Origin of the sequence: Streptomyces luteolifulvus (assembly GCF_008806595.1) — a bacterium.
Classification (GTDB): Bacteria; Actinomycetota; Actinomycetes; order Streptomycetales; family Streptomycetaceae; genus Streptomyces; species Streptomyces luteolifulvus.
The window spans coordinates 125,031-146,524 of record NZ_VZRB01000021.1; the positions used below are offsets into that span (position 1 = coordinate 125,031).

General features: G+C 70.6%; 16 protein-coding genes. 4 read left to right on the plus strand and 12 right to left on the minus strand.

Going from position 1 to position 21,494, the window contains the following annotated elements; genetic code table 11:
- Positions 1-158: 158 nt before the first annotated feature.
- Positions 159-1,430 (minus strand): ABC transporter substrate-binding protein, encoded by a 1,272-nt coding sequence (locus F7R91_RS27160; protein WP_150952296.1) that lies wholly within the window; start codon positions 1,428-1,430, stop codon positions 159-161.
- A 118-nt stretch (positions 1,431-1,548) separates the two neighbouring features.
- Between F7R91_RS27160 and F7R91_RS27165 the strand changes: the two genes are divergently transcribed.
- From F7R91_RS27165 to F7R91_RS27175, 3 genes are read left to right on the plus strand one after another with little or no spacing between them, the layout of a single operon-like run.
- The gene (locus tag F7R91_RS27165; protein WP_150952299.1) at positions 1,549-2,064 is read left to right on the plus strand and encodes a PadR family transcriptional regulator; all 516 of its coding nucleotides are present in this window, start codon (positions 1,549-1,551) and stop codon (positions 2,062-2,064) included.
- On the plus strand, positions 2,061-2,810 hold the full coding sequence (locus F7R91_RS27170; RefSeq protein WP_150952302.1) for an ABC transporter ATP-binding protein: 750 nt from the start codon (positions 2,061-2,063) through the stop codon (positions 2,808-2,810). The genes F7R91_RS27165 and F7R91_RS27170 overlap by 4 nt, the downstream gene beginning before the upstream one ends.
- A gap of 53 nt (positions 2,811-2,863) precedes the next feature.
- Positions 2,864-5,146 carry an ABC transporter permease gene (locus F7R91_RS27175; protein ID WP_150952305.1) on the plus strand — a complete coding sequence of 761 codons (2,283 nt, stop codon included), beginning with the start codon at positions 2,864-2,866 and terminating at the stop codon, positions 5,144-5,146.
- A gap of 743 nt (positions 5,147-5,889) precedes the next feature.
- Here the strand turns inward: F7R91_RS27175 and pgi are convergent.
- The 11 genes from pgi to uvrC form a co-directional block, all read right to left on the minus strand.
- On the minus strand, positions 5,890-7,545 hold the full coding sequence (pgi, locus tag F7R91_RS27180) for a glucose-6-phosphate isomerase (RefSeq protein ID WP_150952307.1): 1,656 nt from the start codon (positions 7,543-7,545) through the stop codon (positions 5,890-5,892).
- 218 nt (positions 7,546-7,763) lie between these two features.
- On the minus strand, positions 7,764-8,051 hold the full coding sequence (locus F7R91_RS27185; RefSeq protein ID WP_007448238.1) for an RNA polymerase-binding protein RbpA: 288 nt from the start codon (positions 8,049-8,051) through the stop codon (positions 7,764-7,766).
- Between the two features lie 280 nt (positions 8,052-8,331).
- Positions 8,332-8,568, minus strand: coding sequence for a preprotein translocase subunit SecG (gene secG, locus F7R91_RS27190; RefSeq protein WP_150952310.1), 237 nt, complete (start codon positions 8,566-8,568; stop codon positions 8,332-8,334).
- Positions 8,569-8,696: 128 nt separating this feature from the next.
- Positions 8,697-9,473, minus strand: a complete 777-nt coding sequence (gene tpiA, locus F7R91_RS27195; RefSeq protein ID WP_150952313.1) for a triose-phosphate isomerase — start codon at positions 9,471-9,473, stop codon at positions 8,697-8,699.
- 4 nt (positions 9,474-9,477) lie between these two features.
- Positions 9,478-10,689, minus strand: coding sequence for a phosphoglycerate kinase (locus F7R91_RS27200; protein ID WP_150952316.1), 1,212 nt, complete (start codon positions 10,687-10,689; stop codon positions 9,478-9,480).
- 134 nt (positions 10,690-10,823) lie between these two features.
- Positions 10,824-11,831, minus strand: a complete 1,008-nt coding sequence (gene gap / locus F7R91_RS27205; protein WP_150952319.1) for a type I glyceraldehyde-3-phosphate dehydrogenase — start codon at positions 11,829-11,831, stop codon at positions 10,824-10,826.
- Between the two features lie 224 nt (positions 11,832-12,055).
- Complete coding sequence (locus tag F7R91_RS27210; protein WP_150952322.1) at positions 12,056-15,010, minus strand: M14 family metallopeptidase; 2,955 nt, start codon at positions 15,008-15,010, stop codon at positions 12,056-12,058.
- Between the two features lie 150 nt (positions 15,011-15,160).
- Positions 15,161-16,150 (minus strand): DNA-binding protein WhiA, encoded by a 990-nt coding sequence (gene whiA / locus F7R91_RS27215; RefSeq protein WP_150952325.1) that lies wholly within the window; start codon positions 16,148-16,150, stop codon positions 15,161-15,163.
- A complete protein-coding gene (locus tag F7R91_RS27220; protein ID WP_150952328.1) occupies positions 16,141-17,208 on the minus strand; it encodes a gluconeogenesis factor YvcK family protein in 1,068 nt (355 codons plus the stop codon). The genes whiA and F7R91_RS27220 overlap by 10 nt, the downstream gene beginning before the upstream one ends.
- Positions 17,205-18,164: an RNase adapter RapZ gene (gene rapZ / locus F7R91_RS27225; RefSeq protein ID WP_150952331.1), complete on the minus strand. Its 960-nt coding sequence runs from the start codon at positions 18,162-18,164 to the stop codon at positions 17,205-17,207. The genes F7R91_RS27220 and rapZ overlap by 4 nt, the downstream gene beginning before the upstream one ends.
- A complete protein-coding gene (uvrC, locus tag F7R91_RS27230) occupies positions 18,161-20,191 on the minus strand; it encodes an excinuclease ABC subunit UvrC (RefSeq protein ID WP_150952334.1) in 2,031 nt (676 codons plus the stop codon). The genes rapZ and uvrC overlap by 4 nt, the downstream gene beginning before the upstream one ends.
- Positions 20,192-20,511: 320 nt before the next feature.
- On the opposite strand from uvrC, the gene F7R91_RS27235 reads away from it, so the two are divergent.
- Positions 20,512-21,468 (plus strand): hypothetical protein, encoded by a 957-nt coding sequence (locus F7R91_RS27235; RefSeq protein ID WP_150952337.1) that lies wholly within the window; start codon positions 20,512-20,514, stop codon positions 21,466-21,468.
- The last annotated feature ends 26 nt before the right edge of the window (positions 21,469-21,494 follow it).

Sequence of the window (21,494 nt, forward strand, 5' to 3'; positions counted from 1 at the left end):
TATGCATGCATGTTAAGTAGGCGTGTCAGGAGGGTGTCAATGAACAGGCAGAAGATACTGGGCAGTCGGCCCTCTAAATCCGGACACATCAGGGCAAAGCCAACGCAAGAGAGACCTTGGCGTTACCTAACATGTAACTAGGAGGTCGGCGACTGGCTCTAACGGCCGGGAATGGCCGCGAGCTCCCGCGCCAGTCGTCGCACCGCGGCCTCGGGCGTCTCGCGCCCGGTCATCGCGTCGTGCACGACCGCCTGCACCACCAGGCTGACCTGGTCGTAGCGCGGGCTCTTGGGGCGCGGCGCGGCGGCGAGCACGCTCGCGCGCAGGGTCGTCAGGTACGGGAACGCCCGCACCAGTTCCGGATCTTCGTAGAGGGCGGCCCGTACGGGCGGCAGCGCGCCGCGTGTGAGGACCTGGCGCTGCACCGGCGCACTGGTGAGGTACGCGATCAGCCGCGCCGCCGAGTCGGGGTGCCGTGCGTGGGTGCTGACGGCCAGATTGGAGCCGCCGAGGACGCTGGTGCCGGGCCCGTCCGGCCCCGGCAACGGTACGGCGCCGACCTTCCCGGCGACCGGGGAGCCCTTCGCCGACGCGCCGACGTACGCGTAGGGCCAGTTGCGCAGGAAGAGCAGCCGGCCGTCCTGGAAGGCCTGCTTGGACTCCTCCTCCTTGTAGGTCAGCGCCTCCTCGGGTATCCAGCCCTCGCGCACGCCCCGGGCGAGGAACCCGATGCCCTCGCGGGCCGCTCCCGAGTTCACGGTGACGCGGTCGCCCTCGTCGCCGAGGATCGTGCCGCCCGCCGAGTAGACGGCCTCGGCCGCGTTGACGGTCAGGCCCTCGTAGGGCAGGAACTGGCCCGCGTAGCCGTCGAGGCCGTACTTCGGGGCGATGGTCCTCGCGTCCCGCTCCAGCTCGGCCCAGGTGCGCGGCGGCGGCACGCCCTCCTTGGCGAGGACGTCCTTGCGGTACAGGAGCAGGCCGGCGTTGGTGACATACGGGACGGCGTACAGCGTCCCGTCATAGGTCGCCGTGTCCACGACAGGCGGGAGGAAGGACTTCAGCGGAAAGCGATCGGGCGGCAGGGGGCGGATCCAGCCCGCCTCGGCGAACTCCGAGGTCCAGTTGACGTCGATATTGAGGACGTCGAAGCGGCTGCGGTCCCCGTCGCGCAGGTCGGTGGCCATCTGCGCATGGGTCTCGTCCGCGGAGTCCGGGAGCTCGACGAGGCTGACCCGCTCGGCGGGGTGGATGCGGTTCCAGCCCTCCAGCAGGGGGCCGAGATAGCCGGTGAGGTCACCGGCGGTGGCCAGGGTGAGCGGCCCGCGGCCGCCCGTCGTACCCTCCTCGGCATGCGCGCCGGAGGCGATGTAACCGGTCAGGACCACGGCGAGAACGAGAAGGCCCCTACCGGCGGCGTGGATCCACCGCATAGGTTCCTCCCTGTACACCGGTACCGGGCAACTTCACCCGCCAGAGGCCATGTATACCTGTTAGGTATGGGTGATACTAGGGCCTGGAGCACATTACGAGAACAGGAGGACTGCACGAGTGCGCCTGCACCTCCTGGCTCTCCTCGCCCGCGGACCGGCCCACGGCTACGAGCTCAAGCAGGACCTTGAGCAACTCCTGGGCTCCGCGTACCCTCAGCCGAACGTTGGCCAGATCTACGTCACCCTCGGCCGTCTCGAGAAGACGGGACTGATCGAGGGCGAAGAGGTCGAGCAGTCGAGCCGGCCCAACAAGAAGATCTACCACCTCACCGACGCCGGGCGGGAAGCGCTGCGCACCTGGTACGAGGAGACGGCGGACGAGCCGCGGGTCAGGGACGAGTTCTTCATGAAGCTGGCACTCGCCCCGCGGACCGGTCTCGCCGAACAGATCACCCTCATCAACAAGCAGCGGCGCCAGTACCTCAACACCATGCGCAATCTGTCGAAACTGGCCGCCGCCGAGAACCGGGACAACCGCATCGCCCAGCTGCTGATAGAGGGCGCGATGCTGCACCTCCAGGCCGACCTCGACTGGCTTGAGCGGTGCCAGGAAGAGCTGGAGGAGCTGGAGTGAGCGACGGTCCCGCTCAAGTGCTGCGCGCCCAGGACCTGGTCAAGACGCACCACGGCGAGGGCGCGCCGGCGCATGCCGTGCGAGGAGTCGACCTGACCCTGCGGCAGGGCGAGTTCGTGGCGGTCACCGGTCCGTCCGGCGCCGGGAAGTCGACGCTGCTGCACTTGCTCGGCGGGCTCACCAGGCCCGACAGCGGCAGCATCTGGCTGGGCGGGGAGTGCACGGACGCCTACAGCGAGGCCCGCTGGGCGGTGGAGCGCAGGAAGCGCATCGGCATCGTCTTCCAGTTCTTCAATCTGGTGTCGAACCTGTCCGTCGCCGACAACGTGGAACTCCCCGCGCTGCTGGCCGGGGCCTCCCCCCGGCAGGCGCGCACCGAGCGGGAGGAGCTGCTGGCCGAGCTGGGGCTCGTGGGCAAGGAGCGGAGCATGCCGGGCGAGCTGTCCGGCGGTGAGCAGCAGCGGGTCGCGCTGGCCCGGGCCCTGGTCAACCATCCGCCCCTGCTGCTGGCCGACGAGCCCGCGGGCAGCCTGGACAGCAAGGCCACCCGCGAGGTGATGCGGCTGCTGTCCCGCTTCCACCGGCGCGGGCAGACGATCGTGCTGGTCACCCATGACGCGCGGCTCGCCAGCGCCGCGGACCGGGTGATCAGCTTCTTCGACGGACGGATAGCCGACGACGCGGAACTCGACGGCACGCCGTCCCGCGGAACCGGGATATCCGGGGTGCTGGAGCTCAAGGACTGAGATGCGGGTGTACGACGATCAGCTCGCCCTGCGTGAGCGGAGAGGCTGAGCCGGTGCGAGCCACCCTGCGCTGGGCGCACTCCGATCTGCGCACACACCGCGGCGAGGCGCTGTTCCTGGTGCTCGCCACCGCGGGCATCGTCGCCTCGCTGCTGCTGGCCACGGCGCTCTTCGGCTATGCGACGAACCCCTGGCAGCGGGTCTTCACCCAGGCGCGCGGCGCGCATGTGTGGATCCACACGGGCCCGTCCGCACAACCGGGGAAGCTCACCACGCTGGAGGGCGTCGAGTCCGTCGCGGGCCCCTACCCCGTCGCCTCCACCACCCTCGCCTCCCGCGGCACCCGCGCCTTTGTCGAACTGCGCGGCACGTCCGGGCAGCCCTCCGTCGGCCGGCCGCTGATCTCCTCCGGGCACTGGCTGGATCCCGCGACGCCCGACGGCGTGGTGCTGGAGAGCCGCCTCGCCCGCGCCCTGCTGGCCGGCCCCGGCGACACGCTCACTCTGCCCGGCACCGCACGGAAGCTGACCGTCCTCGGCACCGCCGACAGCGCCGAGCCGCGCTTCCGCCCGGGCGAGCAGCCCGGGCTCGTATGGGCGCTTCCGTCCCAGGTGCCCGACCCGGACGGCCGGGTGACCGGACTGCGGCTGACCGATCCCGAGGACACCGACTACGCCGTCCAGCGCGCCGTCACGGTCCTGGGCGCGGGTGCGGTCAGCGAGGTCTCCACCTGGCAGCAGGCGCGCGCCGAGGCACAGGGCGACAACCGGCTGCTCGGGCAGGTGCTGGGCCTGTTCGGGCTGGGCGCGCTGATCGCCGCCGGGCTCGCCGTGCACGGGGCGATCGGCACCCGCATCCGCGGCCATCTGCGGGACATCTCGGTGCTGAAGGCGGTCGGCTTCACACCCGGCCAGGTCGTACGGATCTTCCTGCTCCAGCACATCGCCTTCGCTCTGCTCGGCGCCCTGGCCGCGGCGGCGCTCACCCAGGCACTGGGCAGCCGGATCCCCGGGCGGCTCGGGGACGCGGTCGGCGTGTGGCAGGGGCTCCCCGGACATACGGTGGCGCTGTTCGCGGTGCCGGCCGGGGCGGTGCTGTTCATCGCCGCGACCACCGGGCTCGCGGCCTGGCGTGCGGGACGTGTGCCTCCGGTACCGGTGCCGCGGCCCGCGGCACCGCTGGGCGGTCGCCTCTCGGGCGTGGCGCGCCGGGCGCTCGGGCTGCGGCTGCCGCCGGCACTGGTCCTGGGCTGGCACAAGGCCTTCACCAGGCGTCCCCGGTCGCTGGCGGCGGTGGCCCGGCTCGCGCTGCCGCTCCTGTTGATGGTGGTCGCGATGAGCGCCTGGTCCACCATCGACCGCGTGCACAACAGGCCCGAGCAGATAGGCCTGCCGACCGCGCTCACCGTCCACGCGGACGGCGGTCCGACCGACCGGGAGACACGCGCCCTGCTGGAGCGTGATCCGCAGGTCGCGACCGCCTACCCGGGCGTGGAGGTGGCGGCCCTGGTTCCGGGCCAGACGTCCACGATCGCGCTGCGGGGCCTCGGCACCCGTCAGGACCCCTACCCGTACACCCTGGCCGAGGGCCGCCCGGCGAGCGGCCGGGACGAGGCGGTGGCCGGGCAGGGACTGCTCGACCTGCTCGACGTGCGCGTCGGCGACTGGGTGCGGATGACGGTGGGCGACCAGCCGCAGATCCTGCACATCGTGGGCCGCAGCATCGAACCGGAGAACGCCGGCCGGGTCATCTCCACCTCGCTGGACACCCTGCGCGAGAACGACACGGCGCTCGGCCGCACGCTGTACCAGCTACGGCTGAGTCCCGGTGCCGACCCCCAGACGGTCGCCGGCCGGCTGGCCGCGGCCGGGAACGGGCACCTGGACGTGCACGCCGCGACGAACCCGGCCGACGGGCTCTCGGCGCTGCGTGGAGTCGTCGTCGGTCTGATCGCCGTCCTGGCACTCATCGGGCTGATCGAACTGCTCACCGCGATCGGCGGCGCCGTACGCGAGGGCGAACGGGACCTGCTGGCGCTCAAGGCCATGGGCCTGTCCCCGCGGCAGATCACCGCGATCACCGTCACCGCCACCGGCTGCACCGCACTGGCCGCGGTCCTCGTCGGTACGGCCCTGGGCGCGCCCCTCGCGCACTGGCTGATCGACGCGCAGGGCAGAGCGAGCGGCATCGGCGCCGGGGTGGCCGAGGGCCCCTCCCCAACCCTCCTGCTCCTGTTCGGCACCGCCGCGGTACTGGGCGCAACGGCCCTCGCCGCAGTACCCGCATCCCGAGCGGCCCGCAGACGCCTCGCAGACACACTGAGCGCAGTGGCCTGACGGCCGGGACACCCCGGCGGCGGGACGCGGCGGCCCGGCGGACGGTGGCCCGGCGGTGGGACGCGACGGCCCGGCGAACGCGACGTGATGGCCCGGCGGGCGGGACGTGACCGCCCGGCAGGCGCGCCGTAAAGCCTGGCAGGCAGCACACGCGGCACGGCGCGCGACCGCACTCGCTCCACCTCCGGCGGCCCACAGACGCCTCGCAGACACACTGAGCGCGGCGGTCCCACGGGCGAGGCACGGCCCGGCGAGCGGACGCGACGGCCCGGCGGGCGGCCCACTCCGGTGGCCCGCTGTGCCGCCACCCCACCCCCACACTTAGCGGGGTCGCCTGACGAGCGGGACGCCCCGGCGGGCAGGACGTGATGACCCGGCGGGCGGACGCGACGGCCCCGCCGACGGCACACAGCGCCGGCACCGCCGCGATGCCCGGCGCAACCGCACTCGCCCCGCCCCCTGCCGCCCGCCCTGCCCTCCACCTCGCGCACACACTGAGCGCGGTGGCCTGACCCGGGGGCGCGCCAGCCCGGTCGGTGGCGCACGACGGGGCCGGCGGGCTGCGCATTCCGGCCGGGCAGGCTGCACCCAAACAGCTCCCGCCGGGCAGCGCACTCCGGCCCGGCAGAGGGAACCCGACGCCCGGCAGGCGGCCCACCGCAGCCCACGGCCAGGCGGCGCCGCAGGCGGGAGTATCCGGAAGCGGGGGCCCATGCCCATGCCGCCCGCTTCCGGATCCGTGCTCACTGGCGGCCGCGCAGCTCCCGGTACGTGGCCACCAGGGCCTTCGTGGACGCGTCCAGGCCCGGCACCTCGGCGCCTTCGGTCAGTGCGGGCTCGACCCGCTTGGCGAGCACCTTGCCGAGCTCGACGCCCCACTGGTCGAAGGAGTCGATGTTCCAGATCGCGCCCTGCACGAACACCTTGTGCTCGTAGAGGGCGATGAGCTGCCCGAGGACCGACGGCGTCAGCTCGCGCGCGAGGATCGTGGTCGTGGGGTGGTTGCCCTGGAACGTCTTGTGGGGCACCAGCTCCTCCGGCACACCCTCCGCACGCACCTCGTCCGGCGTCTTGCCGAAGGCCAGCGCCTGCGTCTGGGCGAAGAAGTTCGCCATCAGCAGGTCGTGCTGCGCCTTGAGTCCCTCGGCCATCTCCGCGACCGGCTGGGCGAAGCCGATGAAGTCCGCCGGGATCAGCTTCGTGCCCTGGTGGATGAGCTGGTAGTAGGCGTGCTGCCCGTTCGTGCCGGGCGTGCCCCACACGACCGGCCCGGTCTGCCAGTCGACCTCGTGTCCGTCCCGGCCGACGTACTTGCCGTTGGACTCCATGTCCAGCTGCTGGAGATATGCCGTGAACTTGGACAAATAGTGACTGTAGGGCAGCACCGCATGCGACTGCGCGTCGTGGAAGTTGCCGTACCAGACACCCAACAGACCGAGCAGCAGCGGCACATTGGACTCGGCCGGCGCGGTGCGGAAGTGCTCGTCGACGACCCTGAACCCGTCGAGCATCTCCCGGAAGCGGTCCGGGCCGATGGCGACCATCAGGGACAGACCGATCGCGGAGTCGTAGGAGTAGCGGCCGCCGACCCAGTCCCAGAACTCGAACATGTTCGCTGTGTCGATGCCGAACTCGGCGACCTTCCCGGCGTTCGTCGACAGCGCCACGAAATGCTTGGCGACGGCCTCCTGACCGGCGCTCAATTCGGTGAGCAGCCAGTCGCGCGCCGAGGTGGCGTTCGTGATCGTCTCGATGGTGGTGAAGGTCTTGGAGGCGATGATGAACAGCGTCTCGGCCGCGTCGAGGTCACGCACCGCCTCGTGCAGGTCGGCACCGTCCACATTCGACACGAAACGGACGGTGAGCCCGCGGTCGGTGTAGCTGCGCAGCACCTCGTACGCCATCGCCGGACCGAGGTCCGAGCCGCCGATGCCGATGTTCACCACGTTCTTGATGCGCTTGCCGGTGTGCCCGGTCCAGGCGCCGGAGCGGACGCGCTCGGCGAAGCCGGCCATCTTGTCGAGGACGGCGTGCACGGCCGGTACGACGTTCTGCCCGTCCACCTCGATCACGGCGTCGCGCGGGGCGCGCAGCGCGGTGTGCAGCACCGCCCGGTTCTCGGTGGTGTTGATCTTCTCGCCGCGGAACATGGCGTCCCGGAGGCCGAAGACACCGGTCGCGGCGGCCAGCTCGCGCAGCAGCCGCAGCGTCTCGTCGGTGACGAGGTGCTTGGAGTAGTCGACGTACAGGTCCCCGACCTGGAGCGTGTATCCCTGGCCGCGCCCCGGGTCGGCGGCGAACAGCTCCCTCAGCCGCACCTCGCCGAGCCCCTCGCGGTGCTTGGCCAGAGCGGTCCACTCGGGCGTCTGGTTGAGCCTCGTACGGCCCTCTGCGTTCATCTCGGACTTCAGCCTTCTTCCTTGCTCTGCTGCGCCCCGCTGCCGGCTCCAACCTAATTGATCAGCTCCGGGCGTGAGCCCTCGTCGCGTCGTCGTGCCGCGCAACAACAGGTACGTCCGCCTTGCGCGCAGGTGTCAGCGCGGTGACGGACAGTATGAAGAAGGCGAGGATCCGGGTCCGGCCGTACACCCCGCGGTGTCCGGCCGGACATCAACTCCTAGATTTCGCCCCGCAGTTTGGCGAGCGCCTCGGCGAGGATCGCCTCGCCGTCCGCGTCGCTGCGCCGCTCCCGCACATACGCGAGGTGCGTCTTGTAGGGCTCGGTGCGCGGCGGGTCCGGCGGGTTGTCCCGGTCCTGACCGGCCGGGAAGCCGCAGCGCGGGCAGTCCCAGGTTTCGGGGACCTGCGCGTCGCTGGCGAAGCTGGGCTGCGTCTCGTGCCCGTTGGAGCACCAGAAGGAGATGCGCAGACGCGGCGCGGACTCGCCGCGCTCGGCCTCGCCCATCGGCCCCGCCCCGACCCGGCTTCCTCGGATCGCGTTGCCACTTGCCACGGTGTAACTCCCTGCGTGATGGTGCCGCGAAGCGAGTCGGCGTTTCGCTTCGCTGCGAGCGCCTCAGTCTACGTAAGGCCCAACGCGCGTCCAGTGGTTGGAGTTACAGCTCCCACACCAAGACGCAAGCCCCATGATAGGCCGCGCTCAGCTGCGCGTACCGAACATGGGGCCTTACGTGCGGATTGTGGTTGTGTGCTGTGCGTGCGTGGTGCGCCGTGTCAGCCGCTGATCAGTTGTTCGTCTTCATCAGGATGCCGAGTACGACAATGCTCGCGAACCACATCAGACCGACCACCACGGTGATGCGGTCGAGGTTGCGCTCGGCGACCGAGGAGCCGCCGACGGAGGACTGCATGCCGCCACCGAACATGTCGGAGAGGCCGCCGCCCTTCCCCTTGTGCATCAGCACCAGCAGCATCAGCAGCAGGCTGAAGACGATCAGGGCGATCGAGAACCCCAAAACCACGGCTGGACCAACTTCCTCGGATTCGGATGGACGACGGGGGCCAGCAGAACGTGCTGGCCCCCGCAAGGGTACGACGGATCGCGGCTAGCGCATACTCGCAGCTTGCCGGGTCGCCTCCGGGACGCTGTTCACTGGTCGCGGAAGCGCACGATCTTGACGAACTCGTCGGCGTCCAGCGAGGCACCGCCGACCAGGGCGCCGTCGATGTCCGCCTGCGCCATGATCTCGGCGACGTTGCCGGCCTTGACGGAGCCGCCGTACTGGATGCGGACCTTGTCGGCCAGCTCCTGCGTGTACAGCTCGGCGATCTTGCCGCGGATGGCGGCGCAGACCTCCTGGGCGTCCTCGGCGCCGCAGACCTTGCCGGTGCCGATGGCCCACACGGGCTCGTAGGCGATCACGATGGACTCGGCCTGCTCGGCCGGGAGGTCCTTCAGACCGCCCTCGACCTGGGCGAGCGTGTGCGGGACGGCATTGCCCGCCTCACGGACCTCCAGCTCCTCGCCGACGCACATGATCGGGGTCAGGCCGTGCTTGTAGGCGGCCTTGACCTTGGCGTTCACGAGCTCGTCGGTCTCGTTGTGGTACTGGCGGCGCTCGGAGTGGCCGATGGCCACATAGGTGCACTTGAGCTTGGCCAGCATCGAGCCGGAGATCTCGCCGGTGTAGGCACCGGAGTCGTGCGCCGAGAGGTCCTGGGCGCCGTACTTGATCTTGAGCTTGTCGCCGTCCACCAGGGTCTGCACGGAGCGCAGGTCGGTGAAGGGCGGCAGGACGGCGACCTCGACGGCCTCGTAGTCCTTGTCGGCCAGGGCGAAGGCGAGCTTCTGGACGTGGGCGATGGCCTCGAGGTGGTTGAGGTTCATCTTCCAGTTGCCCGCCATCAGCGGCGTACGCGTGGTCACGGGGTCAGTCCTCCAGTGCGGCAAGGCCGGGGAGCGTCTTGCCCTCGAGGTATTCGAGGGAGGCGCCGCCGCCGGTCGAGATGTGGCCGAATGCCGACTCGTCGAAGCCCAGGGTGCGGACGGCCGCGGCGGAGTCGCCACCGCCGACGACCGTGAAGCCGTGGGTGTCGACGAGGGCCTGGGCTACCGCCTTGGTGCCCTCGGCGTAGTCGGGGTGCTCGAAGACGCCCATGGGACCGTTCCAGAACACGGTGGCCGCATCGGCGAGCTTCGAGGCGTACAGCTTGCGGGTCTCGGGACCGATGTCCAGACCCTCCTGGTCGGCGGGGATGGCGTCCGCGGCGACGGTGGTGGGGTTGGCGGGGGCCTTGGTCCTGAGGTCCGGGAACTCGGGCGCGACCAGCACGTCGACGGGGAGGACCAGCTCCACGCCGCTCTTCTCCGCGCGCGCGATGTACTCGGTGACGGCCGGGATCTGGTCCTCCTGGAGGAGGGAGATGCCGACCTCGTGGCCCTGCGCCTTGAGGAAGGTGTACGCCATGCCCCCGCCGATGAGCAGACGGTCCGCCTTGCCGAGCAGCTCGTCGATGACGGCGAGCTTGTCGGAGACCTTGGCGCCGCCGAGGGCGACGACATAGGGGCGCCTGACGTCCTCGGTGAGCTTCTTCAGCACCGCGACCTCGGTGGCGATGAGGTAGCCGGCCGCGTGCGGCAGCCGGGCCGGGAGGTCGAAGACCGAGGCGTGCTTGCGGTGCACGGCGCCGAAGCCGTCGCCCACGTACAGGTCGGCCAGCTCGGCGAGCCGGTCGGCGAAGGCGCCGCGCTCGGCGTCGTCCTTGGACGTCTCGCCGGGGTTGAAGCGCAGGTTCTCGACGACGGCGACCTGGCCGTCGATGAGGCCGGCGACGGCGGCCCGGGCGGACTCGCCGACCGTGTCGGTCGCGAACACCACGCCGCTGCCGAGAAGTTCACCGAGGCGCGAGGCGACGGGGGCGAGCGAGAAGGCCGCGTCGGGAGCGCCCTTGGGGCGGCCGAGGTGCGAGGCGACGACCACGCGGGCGCCCGCCGCCACCAGGGCCTTGACGGTGGGCAGCACGGCGCGGATGCGCCCGTCGTCGGTGATGGTGCCGCTGTCGAGCGGCACGTTCAGGTCGGCGCGGACGAAGACCCGCTTGCCTTCCACGCCTTCCGAGAGAAGTTGGTCGATCGTCTTCATTGAGGGGACTCCTGAAGAGGGCTCGTGTTGCTGATGATCGTAAGAGGGCCGATCTTCACGTGAGTCAGGGCCCGGGCGGCGCGTCCGCGCGCTGCCCGGGCCCTGTTCTCACATCGAGGTGCCTGCTCTGACGATCAGAGCTGGTTGCCGACGAAGACCGTCAGGTCGACGAGGCGGTTGGAGTAGCCCCACTCGTTGTCGTACCAGCCGATGACCTTCACGTTCTTGCCCTCCTGGACCATGGTCAGGGAGGAGTCGAAGGTGCAGGACGCCGGCGCGTTGACGATGTCAGAGGAGACGATCGGGTCCTCGGTGTACTCGAGGATGCCCTTCAGCTCGCCCTCGGCGGCCTTCTGGAAGGCGGCGTTGATCTCTTCCTTGGTGACCTCGCGGCCGAGCTCCAGGACGAGGTCGGTGACCGAGCCGGTCGGGACCGGGACGCGCATGGCGATGCCGTCCAGCTTGCCCTTGAGCTGCGGCAGGACCAGGGCGGTGGCCTTGGCGGCACCGGTGGTGGTCGGGATGATGTTCTCGGCGGCGGCACGGGCGCGGCGCAGGTCCTTGTGCGGGAAGTCCAGGATGCGCTGGTCGTTCGTGTACGCGTGCACCGTCGTCATCAGACCCTTGACGATGCCGAAGTTCTCGTCGAGGACCTTGGCCATCGGCGCCACACAGTTGGTGGTGCAGGAGGCGTTGGAGATGACGTGGTGGTTCGCCGGGTCGTACTTGTCCTGGTTGACGCCCATCACGACGGTGATGTCCTCGTCGGAGGCCGGAGCCGAGATGAGGACCTTCTTGGCGCCGCCGGCGAGGTGCTTCGCGGCGTCGGCCTTCTTCGTGAAGATGCCCGTCGACTCGATGACGATGTCGACGCCGAGCTCGCCCCACGGAATGTCGGCGGGGTTGCGCTCGGACAGGACCTTGATGGTCTTGCCGTCGACGGTGATCGTGTCGGCGGTGTGCGAGACCTCCTGCTTCAGACGGCCCAGGATGGTGTCGTACTTGAGCAGGTGAGCGGTGGTCGCGGTGTCACCCAGGTCGTTGACAGCCACGATCTCGATGTCTGCACCCTGCTCCAGCAGCGCGCGGAAGTAGTTACGACCGATGCGGCCAAAGCCGTTGATGCCTACGCGGATCGTCACGAACCGATCTCCTCGTTGGTACGCCGGTTTCGAGACCGGCGAGCTGTATGGGATGTCCCCGACCGCCTACGACCCTACCTCCCTCAGGGCGCCGAAGTGACATTCAGATGCCTCATACACGGCAGGGCGGCCCGTACCCGCCAGTAGGGGTACGGACCACCCGGGCCGTAAGGCCGGATCACCCGATGTGACTATGGATTGTCAATACCTTTTGACCAGGCGAGTCACCCTTCCAGGGCCGCGAGGGCCTTGCCGAGCAGTGCCGTGCGGTCGGCCGCCGCGGTGACGTGTTCAAGGCCAAAACCGAGCAGCACGGTGTCCTCGGTGGTGACCGCTCCGTACGTCTGGAACAGCGTCCCCGTGCGCGCCCAGTCCTTGAGGACGGCCGGGCTGCCGGGGGGCGGTCCGGCGACCTGCCAGACTCCCAGGGACGTCTCGAAGCCCTCGGTCCCGGTGGCCGTGCCGCCCACGACGAGCGAGGCGTCGTCGGCGAGGACGCCGTGGCCGCCGGAGCCCGGGTCGGTGACGTAGCTGATCGAGACCTCGACCGACCTGCCCGCGTACGCGGTGAGGTCGAAGTTCGCCTGCTGCCAGCCGCTGGAGGCACCGGTGAGGCTGTTCCACCGGCCGGAGGTGCCGGTCGCGGTGCAGCCGCCGGTCGCGACCGTGAGGTAGTGCTTCAGCCAGGGGTGCTCGCCGGCGTAGAACCCTGCCTCGCACTCCGTCGGCACGGCGGTGCCGGTGGCGCCGCCCGCTTCGGGAAGGGTCGTCCAGTCGTCGGCCCCGGTGGTGTGGGCCTCGACGATCACGTGGTCGTAGCCGGGTTCGGTGTCCCACAGCAGCTGGGTGCGCAGCGTGGGCTTGTCGGCCGCGCTCACACCGGTGAGGTCGACGGTGCGGCTGAGCCGCTTGTAGGCGTCGTCGGTGTGGACGGCGGCCGCCATGTACGAGCCCGCGTACGGCCCGTACGGGTTGACGGTCCCGGCGAACTGTCCCGCGCCCGCGCTCGCGAACTGCGGATAACTGGCGACCGGCAGTTCATCGGACGTCACGCCGTAGGTGCCCGCCCGGTCGAGCGGGTTGCCGGCCGCGGCGCCGAGCGCGCCCGTGACGCCGCCGAGCCTGCCGGAGCCGGTGAAGCCGGTGGCCCCGGGAGTCGACGTACGCGAGTAGGCGCCCAGGTAGTACTGGCTGAAGTCGTTCGACGGGGTGCCGTCGCCGAGGTCGACACTGCCGCCGGCCAGCTCGCCCGCCTCGATCAGCTGGCCGCCCTCGTTGAGGAAGGCCCGCAGCTGGAGCTGGGTGGCGATGCCCGGGACGCTCGCGCCCGTGTAGTGGACGACGGTGCCGAAGTGGCTCAGCACACCGAGCGCGTCGGGCGCGCCCTGCGTCGCCACGTCCCAGACGATGGCCTTGCGGCCGTTGGCCCTCAGCGCGTCGACGTAGGTCTGCGCCTGCGTGGCGGCAGCGCCCTCCTCGGCGACCACGAGGGTGTCCGCGCGCGGCCGTTCGGCCACGGTGTACGTGAAGTGCTCGCTGGAGACGGCCTTGCCGCTCTTCGTACGGCCGGTGAACCAGACCTCGACCTGGTCACCCGGGTCGCCGTCGCGGACCTTGGCCCGGTACTCGTCGAAGTAGAGGTTGTCGTCCCCGCCGAACGTCTCGCCGCCCCGCCAGGCCCTGAGCGCCCGGTGGTGCGTTCGGCCGTCATTGACGCGGTACCTGAGTTCCTTGCCGCGCACCGACTTCCGTACGACGACGGAGACCTGCTGGTCCGCGCCGCGCGAGAACGACGAGGAGAACGTCGCCGGGGTGAAGTCGGCGGCGCTCAGGCCGACCGAGGACGAGGGCTTGTCCGGGTGGGCTGCCGTCTCGGCGACCGAGAGCGCGAAGGGGACGTTCTTCGCGAACTCGTCCTGGATCAGCTTCTCGTCGTCCGGGAAGTTGAAGACCGACTGGCAGTCCGCCGCCTTCCAGGCGTCGTTCGGGTCGATGTCCGACGCGGTCTGACACGTCGACATCTCGGGGGTGAACATCGCCAGGCCGTTGACGTTGGCCGCGTGGCCGTCCGCCTCGCCGTTGGTGGTGTACAGCTCCGAGGAGACCTGCGGGTGGTAGCCCGGGACCGCGGAGTTGTCCGGCGTACCGGCGAGGGCCTTGTAGAGGACGTCGTCCGGGGTCGGGGTGGCGACCTGCCAGCCGACGCCGTAGAGGAGGAGTTCGGCGGCGGAGTGGTAGTTGATGCCGTACGTGAAGCCGATCCGCCGCTCGAAGCGGTCGAGCGCCTTGGTCTCGGGCTCGGAGCCGGGGGACGCGCCGCGGTAGGTCTGGCTGGTGGGGTTGGGGGACGAACCCTCGTCGTCATAGCCCCACTTGTAGGTGAAGTTGCGGTTGAGGTCGACGCCGTCGCCGGTGGAGATGGCGCCGTCGCCGTTGACGTCGCGCAGGTTCTTGCGCCACAGACGGGAGTCGCGGCTCTGGAAGGTGTAGTCGTAGCCGTCGGGGTTGGCCGACAGGAGGAACCACAGCTCGTTGGTGTCGACGAGCTTCTTGACGCGTTTGTCCGACGTGTAGTTGTCCAGGTAGTAGTGCATCAGCCGCCGGGTCATCTCCGGGGTGATCCACTCGCGCGCGTGCTGGTTGGACATGTAGAGGACGGACGGCTTGGAGCCGTCCTTCGACTTCTTCGCGTTCTTCGTCAGCTTGAGCGCAAGGATGTCCTGGCCGTTGACGGTCTTTCCGATGGAGACGACCTTGGTGAGGCCCGGGTTGGCCTGCCCGGTCGCGAGGATCTCCTCCTTGAGACCGCCGCTTCCTCCGTACGGACGGAACACGCCCTCGGCCGCCTTCTTCACGCGGTTCTCGGCCCTGGCGAAGATGGTGTGCTCGTCGAGGTCGACGCCCTGCTTCTCCAGCTTCTCGGCCTGCTTGTCGGTGAGATAGACCTCGACGGTGGCCTTGCCCTTCTCGGGGACCTGCTCGCCGAGTTCGTGGCCGTCCTGTCCGGCGGCCAGCAGCAGGGGTACCTGCTTCTTGGTCACGTCGGCGCGGAAGACCTTGACCTCGTCCGCGTCGGAGTCCGGTGAACTTCCCGGTTGCGCTTGGGCGATGGGTGCGATGCTCGCTCCGCCGATCAGGAGCGCGCCGACAGCGAGGATCGATCTCGCTCTATGTCTCATGAACCCCCCTAGCAGTGGTCCGCCACAGCAGCGAATAGATGCCAGGCTCATGACAGTCCATGATCGAGTCAAGGGCGCCTCAAGGACAGGCAACACGCCAGTGCCGACGCCCAAATGGACGCCGGCACGGACGAGTCGGACGCTCGGGGATCACCCCACGAGGTTGTCGGCCATCTCGTCGGTGAGGCTGGACTCCGTGCCCGGGATGCCCAGATCGGAGGCACGCTTGTCGGCCATCGCGAGCAGCCGGCGGATACGGCCGGCCACCGCGTCCTTGGTCAGCGGCGGGTCGGCGAGCGCACCCAACTCCTCCAGGGAGGCCTGCTTGTGCTCCATGCGCAGCCGGCCCGCGGCCGCAAGGTGTTCGGGGACCTCGTCGCCGAGAATCTCCAGGGCGCGCTGGACCCGGGCGCCGGCGGCGACGGCCGCGCGGGCGGAGCGGCGCAGATTGGCGTCGTCGAAGTTGGCGAGCCGGTTCGCCGTGGCCCGCACCTCGCGGCGCATCCGGCGCTCCTCCCAGGCCAGCACCGACTCATGGGCGCCGAGTCGGGTGAGCAGCGCGCCGATCGCGTCGCCGTCGCGCACGACCACCCGGTCCACGCCACGGACTTCACGGGCCTTGGCCCCGATCGACAGCCGGCGGGCGGCGCCGACCAGCGCGAGCGCGGCCTCGGGGCCCGGGCAGGTCACCTCCAGGGAGGAGGAGCGGCCGGGTTCGGTGAGCGAGCCGTGCGCGAGGAAGGCCCCGCGCCAGGCAGCCTCCGCGTCACAGGTGGCTCCCGAGACCACCTGCGGGGGCAGGCCGCGGATCGGGCGGCCCCTGCCGTCCACCAGGCCGGTCTGACGGGCCAACTGGTCACCGCCGGCGACGACGCGCACGACATAGCGCGAGCCGCGGCGCAGTCCGCCCGGCGCCATCACGATCAGCTCGGAGCTGTGGCCGAAAATCTCCAGGATGTCCCGCTTGAGGCGGCGGGCCGCCATCGCGGTGTCCAGCTCCGCCTCGATCACGATGCGCCCGCTCACCAGATGGAGGCCGCCGGCGAACCGCAGAATGGCGGAGACCTCCGCCTTTCTGCAGCAGGTCCGGGTGACGGGGAGCCGGGAGATCTCGTCCTTCACCGCTGCCGTCATCGCCATGGGCCGATCCTTCCATGCATCCGAAAAATACGGTCGTACGCGGCCGCGAGGAGCTCCGGGTCGTGCCTGGGGCTCCCGTCCCTCCGGGCCACCGGGGCCAGCTCGACCGCGGCGCCGAACCGCTTGGCGGCCTCGGTGAGCACATCGCGGTCGGGCACGGCGGCCTCGTCGGCCAGCACCACGTCCAGGGCGAGTTTAGGGGCGTGTCGTGCCAAAACCTCCACATGACGCTGCGGGGAGAAGCCTTCGGTTTCTCCCGGCTGCGGGGCGAGGTTCAGGGAGAGCACCCGGCGCGCCTTGGTCTTGGTGAGCGCGTCCAGGAGCTCGGGCACCAGCAGATGCGGGATGACCGAGGAGAACCAGGACCCGGGACCCAGGACCACCCAGTCGGCGTCGAGGACGGCCTCGACCGCCTCGGGGACGGCGGGCGGGTCGTGGGGCACGAGGTGCACGGACTGCACCTCGCCGGGCGTGAGGGCGACGGTCGCCTGTCCTCGTACGGTGCCGACCTCGTCGGGCCGGTCCGGGTCATGCCCCTTGACCAGGGCCTGGAGCTCCAGGGGCACGGCGGACATGGGCAGCACACGCCCGTGCGCGCCGAGGAGCTTGCCGACCAGGTCGAGGGCCTGGACGTGGTCCCCGAGCTGCTCCCACAGGGCGACGATCAGCAGATTGCCGACCGCGTGCTCGTGCAGATCGCCCTTGGACTGGAAGCGGTGCTGGATGACCCGCGCCCAGGTCTGGCCCCAGTCGTCGTCGCCGCACAGCGCGGCCAGTGCCTTGCGCAGATCGCCGGGCGGGAGCACACCCAGCTCGTCGCGCAGGCGCCCGCTGGAGCCGCCGTCGTCGGCCACGGTGACGACGGCGGTGAGATCGCCGGTGATCCGGCGCAGCGCGGCGAGCGAGGCGGACAGGCCCATGCCGCCGCCGAGCGCGACGACCTTGGGCTGGGCGCCGCGGCGGCGCGGGCGGGCGCCACGGACCTCGGCGGGCCGGCCCGCGCGCCCCTCGGACACCGTCCTGCGCAGCCTGCTCAGCCGCGGGGAGCGTGCCGTCATTCGCGTCCCATGTCCCGGTGCACGACCACCGTTTCCACACCCTCGGCCGCCAGGCGCGCGGCCAGCTTCTCCGACGTGGCGACCGAGCGGTGCTTGCCTCCCGTGCAGCCGATGGCGATGGTCACGTACCGCTTGCCCTCACGCCGGTACCCGGCCGCGATGAGCCTCAGCAACTCGGCGTACCGGTCGAGGAACTCCTTGGCGCCGGGCTGGTTGAAGACATACGCGGCCACCTCCTCGTTGAGACCGGTGAAGGGGCGCAGCTCCGGGACCCAGTGCGGGTTGGGCAGGAAGCGCATGTCCGCGACCAGGTCGGCGTCGACCGGCAGGCCGTACTTGAAGCCGAAGGACATGACGGTGGCCCGCAGCTCGGGCTCCTCCTCCCCGGCGAACTGGGCGTCCATCTTGGCGCGCAGCTCGTGCACATTGAGGCTGGAGGTGTCGATCACCAGGTCGGCGTCGCCGCGCAGCTCGCGCAGCAGCTCGCGCTCGGCGGCGATGCCGTCGACGATACGGCCGTCGCCCTGCAGCGGGTGCGGGCGGCGCACCGACTCGAAGCGGCGCACCAGGGCCTCGTCGGAGGACTCCAGGAACACGATCCGCCGGGTGACGCCCCGGGTGTCGAGGTCGGCGAGCGACTCGCGGAGGTTGTCGAAGAAGCGGCGGCCGCGCACGTCGACGACGACCGCGATCCGCGCCACGTTGCCCTGTGAGCGGGCGCCGAGCTCCACCATGGTGGGTATGAGCGCGGGCGGGAGGTTGTCGACCACGAACCAGCCCAGGTCCTCCAGGCACTTGGCGGCGGTGGAGCGGCCGGCCCCCGACATACCGGAGATGATCACCAGCTCGGGGATGGCGGTCTCCGGGACCCCGGCCGAGTCGGCGCTCGTGCCGGTGCTCACCTGTGCTTCGTCTCCGGTCTGGTCCTGTTGCTCGTCGTGCTTGTTCGCATTCATGTCTCCTGCCCCCGTCGCTCGTCCCGGGCGCCCGTCGTCACGGGCTCCCCACCGGAACCCATTGTCGCGGGTTCCTCCTCCATGATCTCTCCAGTCGCCGTGTTCACGGCGGGTGCGGCCGGCGCCGCCCGGGCGAGGGCCACCGCGATCGTCTCGGCCGTCTTGCGGCCTATGCCGGGAACCTCGCAGATCTCGTCGATGGTGGCGGATCGCAGTTTCTTCAACGAACCGAAGTGTTTCAGGAGTGCCTGCTTGCGGGAGTCCCCGAGCCCCGGCACGTCGTCCAGCGGGCTCGCCCGGAACCGCTTGGCGCGTTTGGTGCGCTGGTAGGTGATCGCGAAGCGGTGGGCCTCGTCGCGGACGCGCTGCAGGAGGTAGAGGCCCTCGCTGGTGCGGGGCAGGACCACCGGGTCGTCCTCCTCCGGCAGCCAGACCTCCTCCAGGCGCTTGGCGAGGCCGCACACCGCGATGTCGTCGATACCGAGCTCGTCGAGCGCCTTCCTGGCGGCCGCGACCTGCGGCTGCCCGCCGTCGACGACGACGAGCTGGGGCGGGTAGGCGAAGCGCTTGGGGCGGCCGTCCTCCTCGGTGTGGGTGTTCTCGCCGTCGGCCCACTCCCCCGTCTTCTCCTTCTCGGCGAGATAGCGCCGGAAGCGGCGGGTGATCACCTCGTGCATCGAGCGGACATCGTCCTGGCCCTCGAAGCCCTTGATCTGGAAGCGGCGGTACTCGCTCTTGCGCTGCAGACCGTCCTCGAAGACGACCATGGAGGCCACGACGTCGTCGCCCTGGAGGTGCGAGATGTCGTAACACTCGATCCTCAGCGGGGCGCTGTCCAGGTCGAGGGCCTCGGCGATCTCCTCCAGCGCGCGCGAGCGCGTGGTCAGGTCGGAGGCGCGCTTGGTCTTGTGCAGCGCGAGCGCCTGCAGGGCGTTGCGCTGCACCGTCTCCATCAGGGCCTTCTTGTCGCCGCGCTGCGGGACGCGCAGCGACACGCCGGCGCCGCGGCGCCCGGCGAGCCACTCCTGGACGGGCTCCACCGGATCGGGCAGGGCCGGGACGAGGACCTCCTTGGGGACCGAGTCGCCCCGCTCCTCGCCGTAGAGCTGCTGGAGGGCGTGTTCGACGAGGGCGCCGGTGGTGATCTCCTCGACCTTGTCGGTCACCCAGCCGCGCTGACCGCGCACGCGTCCGCCGCGCACATGGAAGATCTGCACGGCCGCTTCCAGCTCGTCCTCGGCAACCGCGATCAGGTCGGCGTCGGTCGCGTCGGCGAGCACGACCGCGTTCTTCTCCATGGCCTTCTTCAGGGCCTCGATGTCGTCGCGCAGGCGGCCCGCCCGCTCGTACTCCATCGCCTCGGCCGCCTCGGTCATCTCCTTCTCCAGGCGGCGGATGTACGTGCCCGTGCGGCCGGCCGTGAAGTCGCAGAACTCCTCGGCGAGTTCGCGGTGCTCCTCGGCGGAGACCCGGCCGACGCAGGGCGCGGAGCACTTGCCGATGTAGCCGAGCAGACAGGGGCGGCCGGTGCGGGCGGCGTTCTTGAAGACGCCGGCCGAGCAGGTGCGGACCGGAAAGACGCGCAGCAGCAGGTCCACCGTGTCGCGGATGGCCCACGCGTGCCCGTACGGCCCGAAGTAGCGCACGCCCTTGCGCTTGTGGCCGCGCATCACCTGCACCCGCGGGAACTCCTCGTTCATCGTCACGGCGAGGTACGGGTAGCTCTTGTCGTCGCGGTACTTGACGTTGAACCGGGGGTCGAACTCCTTGATCCAGGAGTACTCCAGCTGGAGGGCCTCGACCTCCGTGGACACCACGGTCCACTCCACGGACGCGGCCGTGGTGACCATGGTGCGGGTGCGGGGGTGCAGGCCGGCCAGGTCCTGGAAGTAGTTCGCCAGACGCTGGCGCAGGCTCTTCGCCTTTCCGACGTAGATCACCCGGCGGTGCTCGTCGCGGAACCTGTAGACCCCGGGGGTGTCCGGGATCTCTCCCGGCTTGGGGCGGTAGCTGGAGGGGTCGGCCATGTCTCACACCCTACTGGCGGGGGGTGACAGCGCGGCGGGCCTGTGGACAACGGCCGGAACGGTCTCCCCAGGGCGTCCGCCATCCTACCGTCCGTGCGGACGCGGACGCGCTCGGTGAGACCGTCCGGACTCGGCCAGGAGTGCGCGGATGTTGAGCATCAGGTGTTGTCGGGGCTTGGTCAACACGCTTCAATGCGGGGGAACTCGGGGCCGTGAACGGCGGCGTACGGATGGGAAGACGCCCCGCGCCGACGGGGTGGCCCCGACACCCTGCGAACGGTCTGACCAGCCGTTGTGATCATTCACAGAGAGGCCCCTGCATGCCGCACGCCACACAGCACGCGGACGTCGCCACCGTCGCCACCGCGGAACTGGACACGGCCCTGCGAGGCGGCCCCTTCCACGTCGCGCTGCGCGCCGCCATCGCCGCCCGCGGACTGCCGCTCCAGCGTGTGCAGCACCATCTGTCCCGGTACGGGGTCAAGGTCGGCGTGACCAGCCTGAGTTACTGGCAGCAGGGCGCCCGGCGCCCGCAGCGCCCCGAGTCGCTGCGGGCCGTACGCGCCCTGGAGGAGATACTCCAGCTGCCGGAGGAGTCACTGATCCGGCTGCTCGCCGAGACCGACGAACGCTCGGCGGAACAGCGGCCGGCCTCCCGTACCTACCGCTCGCTCGTGGCGGCCTCCGGTGTCCTGGAACGGCTGCTGGCCGAGCTGGACTCGCCGCTGGACAGCGGACTGCACGCCCTCGGGCACCATGAGCGGGTACGGATCGGGGCCCGCCGCGAGCTGCTGGGGCGCGAGTCGCACCACATCGTGCGCGCCCACCGGGACGGCGTGGACCGCTTCATGGCCGTCCACCACGGCGACCCGGGGTGCGCGCCCGAGCGTATGGCCGTGCACGCCCTGGAGAACTGCCGCATGGGCCGCGTCCGGCTGCACCACGACACCGGAGTGCTCGTCGCCGAGCTGCTCTTCGACACACGGCTGCGGGCCGGCGACACGTTCCTCTTCCGTTATGCCGTCGAGGACGGCACGGCCGGCGTGTCGCGCGAGTACGTCCGCGGATTCGGGGCGGCGGGCGGACAGTACGCCCTGCAGGTGGGGTTCGACCAGCGGGCGCTGCCGGTGCGCTGCCACCGGTTCACCCAGCATTCGGCGGCGGCGCCGCGCAGCGGCCGCCAGGAGCTGGCGCTCAGCGGGCGGCACCACTCGGTGCACCTCGTCGAGCCACGGGTGCGGTCGGGGATCGTGGGGATCGGGTGGGACTGGGAGTAGGCACCCGCGCCTGAAGTCGAGGAGCA

Bases quoted from the DNA above. Each gene is read 5' to 3' on its own strand.
- F7R91_RS27160 (WP_150952296.1), bottom strand. From the start codon at position 1,430: ATGCGGTGGATCCACGCCGCCGGTAGGGGCCTTCTCGTTCTCGCCGTG.
- pgi (WP_150952307.1), bottom strand. From the start codon at position 7,545: ATGAACGCAGAGGGCCGTACGAGGCTCAACCAGACGCCCGAGTGGACC.
- F7R91_RS27185 (WP_007448238.1), bottom strand. From the start codon at position 8,051: ATGGGCGAGGCCGAGCGCGGCGAGTCCGCGCCGCGTCTGCGCATCTCC.
- F7R91_RS27200 (WP_150952316.1), bottom strand. From the start codon at position 10,689: ATGAAGACGATCGACCAACTTCTCTCGGAAGGCGTGGAAGGCAAGCGG.
- F7R91_RS27210 (WP_150952322.1), bottom strand. From the start codon at position 15,010: ATGAGACATAGAGCGAGATCGATCCTCGCTGTCGGCGCGCTCCTGATC.
- whiA (WP_150952325.1), bottom strand. From the start codon at position 16,150: ATGGCGATGACGGCAGCGGTGAAGGACGAGATCTCCCGGCTCCCCGTC.
- F7R91_RS27220 (WP_150952328.1), bottom strand. From the start codon at position 17,208: ATGACGGCACGCTCCCCGCGGCTGAGCAGGCTGCGCAGGACGGTGTCC.
- rapZ (WP_150952331.1), bottom strand. From the start codon at position 18,164: ATGAATGCGAACAAGCACGACGAGCAACAGGACCAGACCGGAGACGAA.
- uvrC (WP_150952334.1), bottom strand. From the start codon at position 20,191: ATGGCCGACCCCTCCAGCTACCGCCCCAAGCCGGGAGAGATCCCGGAC.
- F7R91_RS27235 (WP_150952337.1), top strand. From the start codon at position 20,512: ATGCCGCACGCCACACAGCACGCGGACGTCGCCACCGTCGCCACCGCG.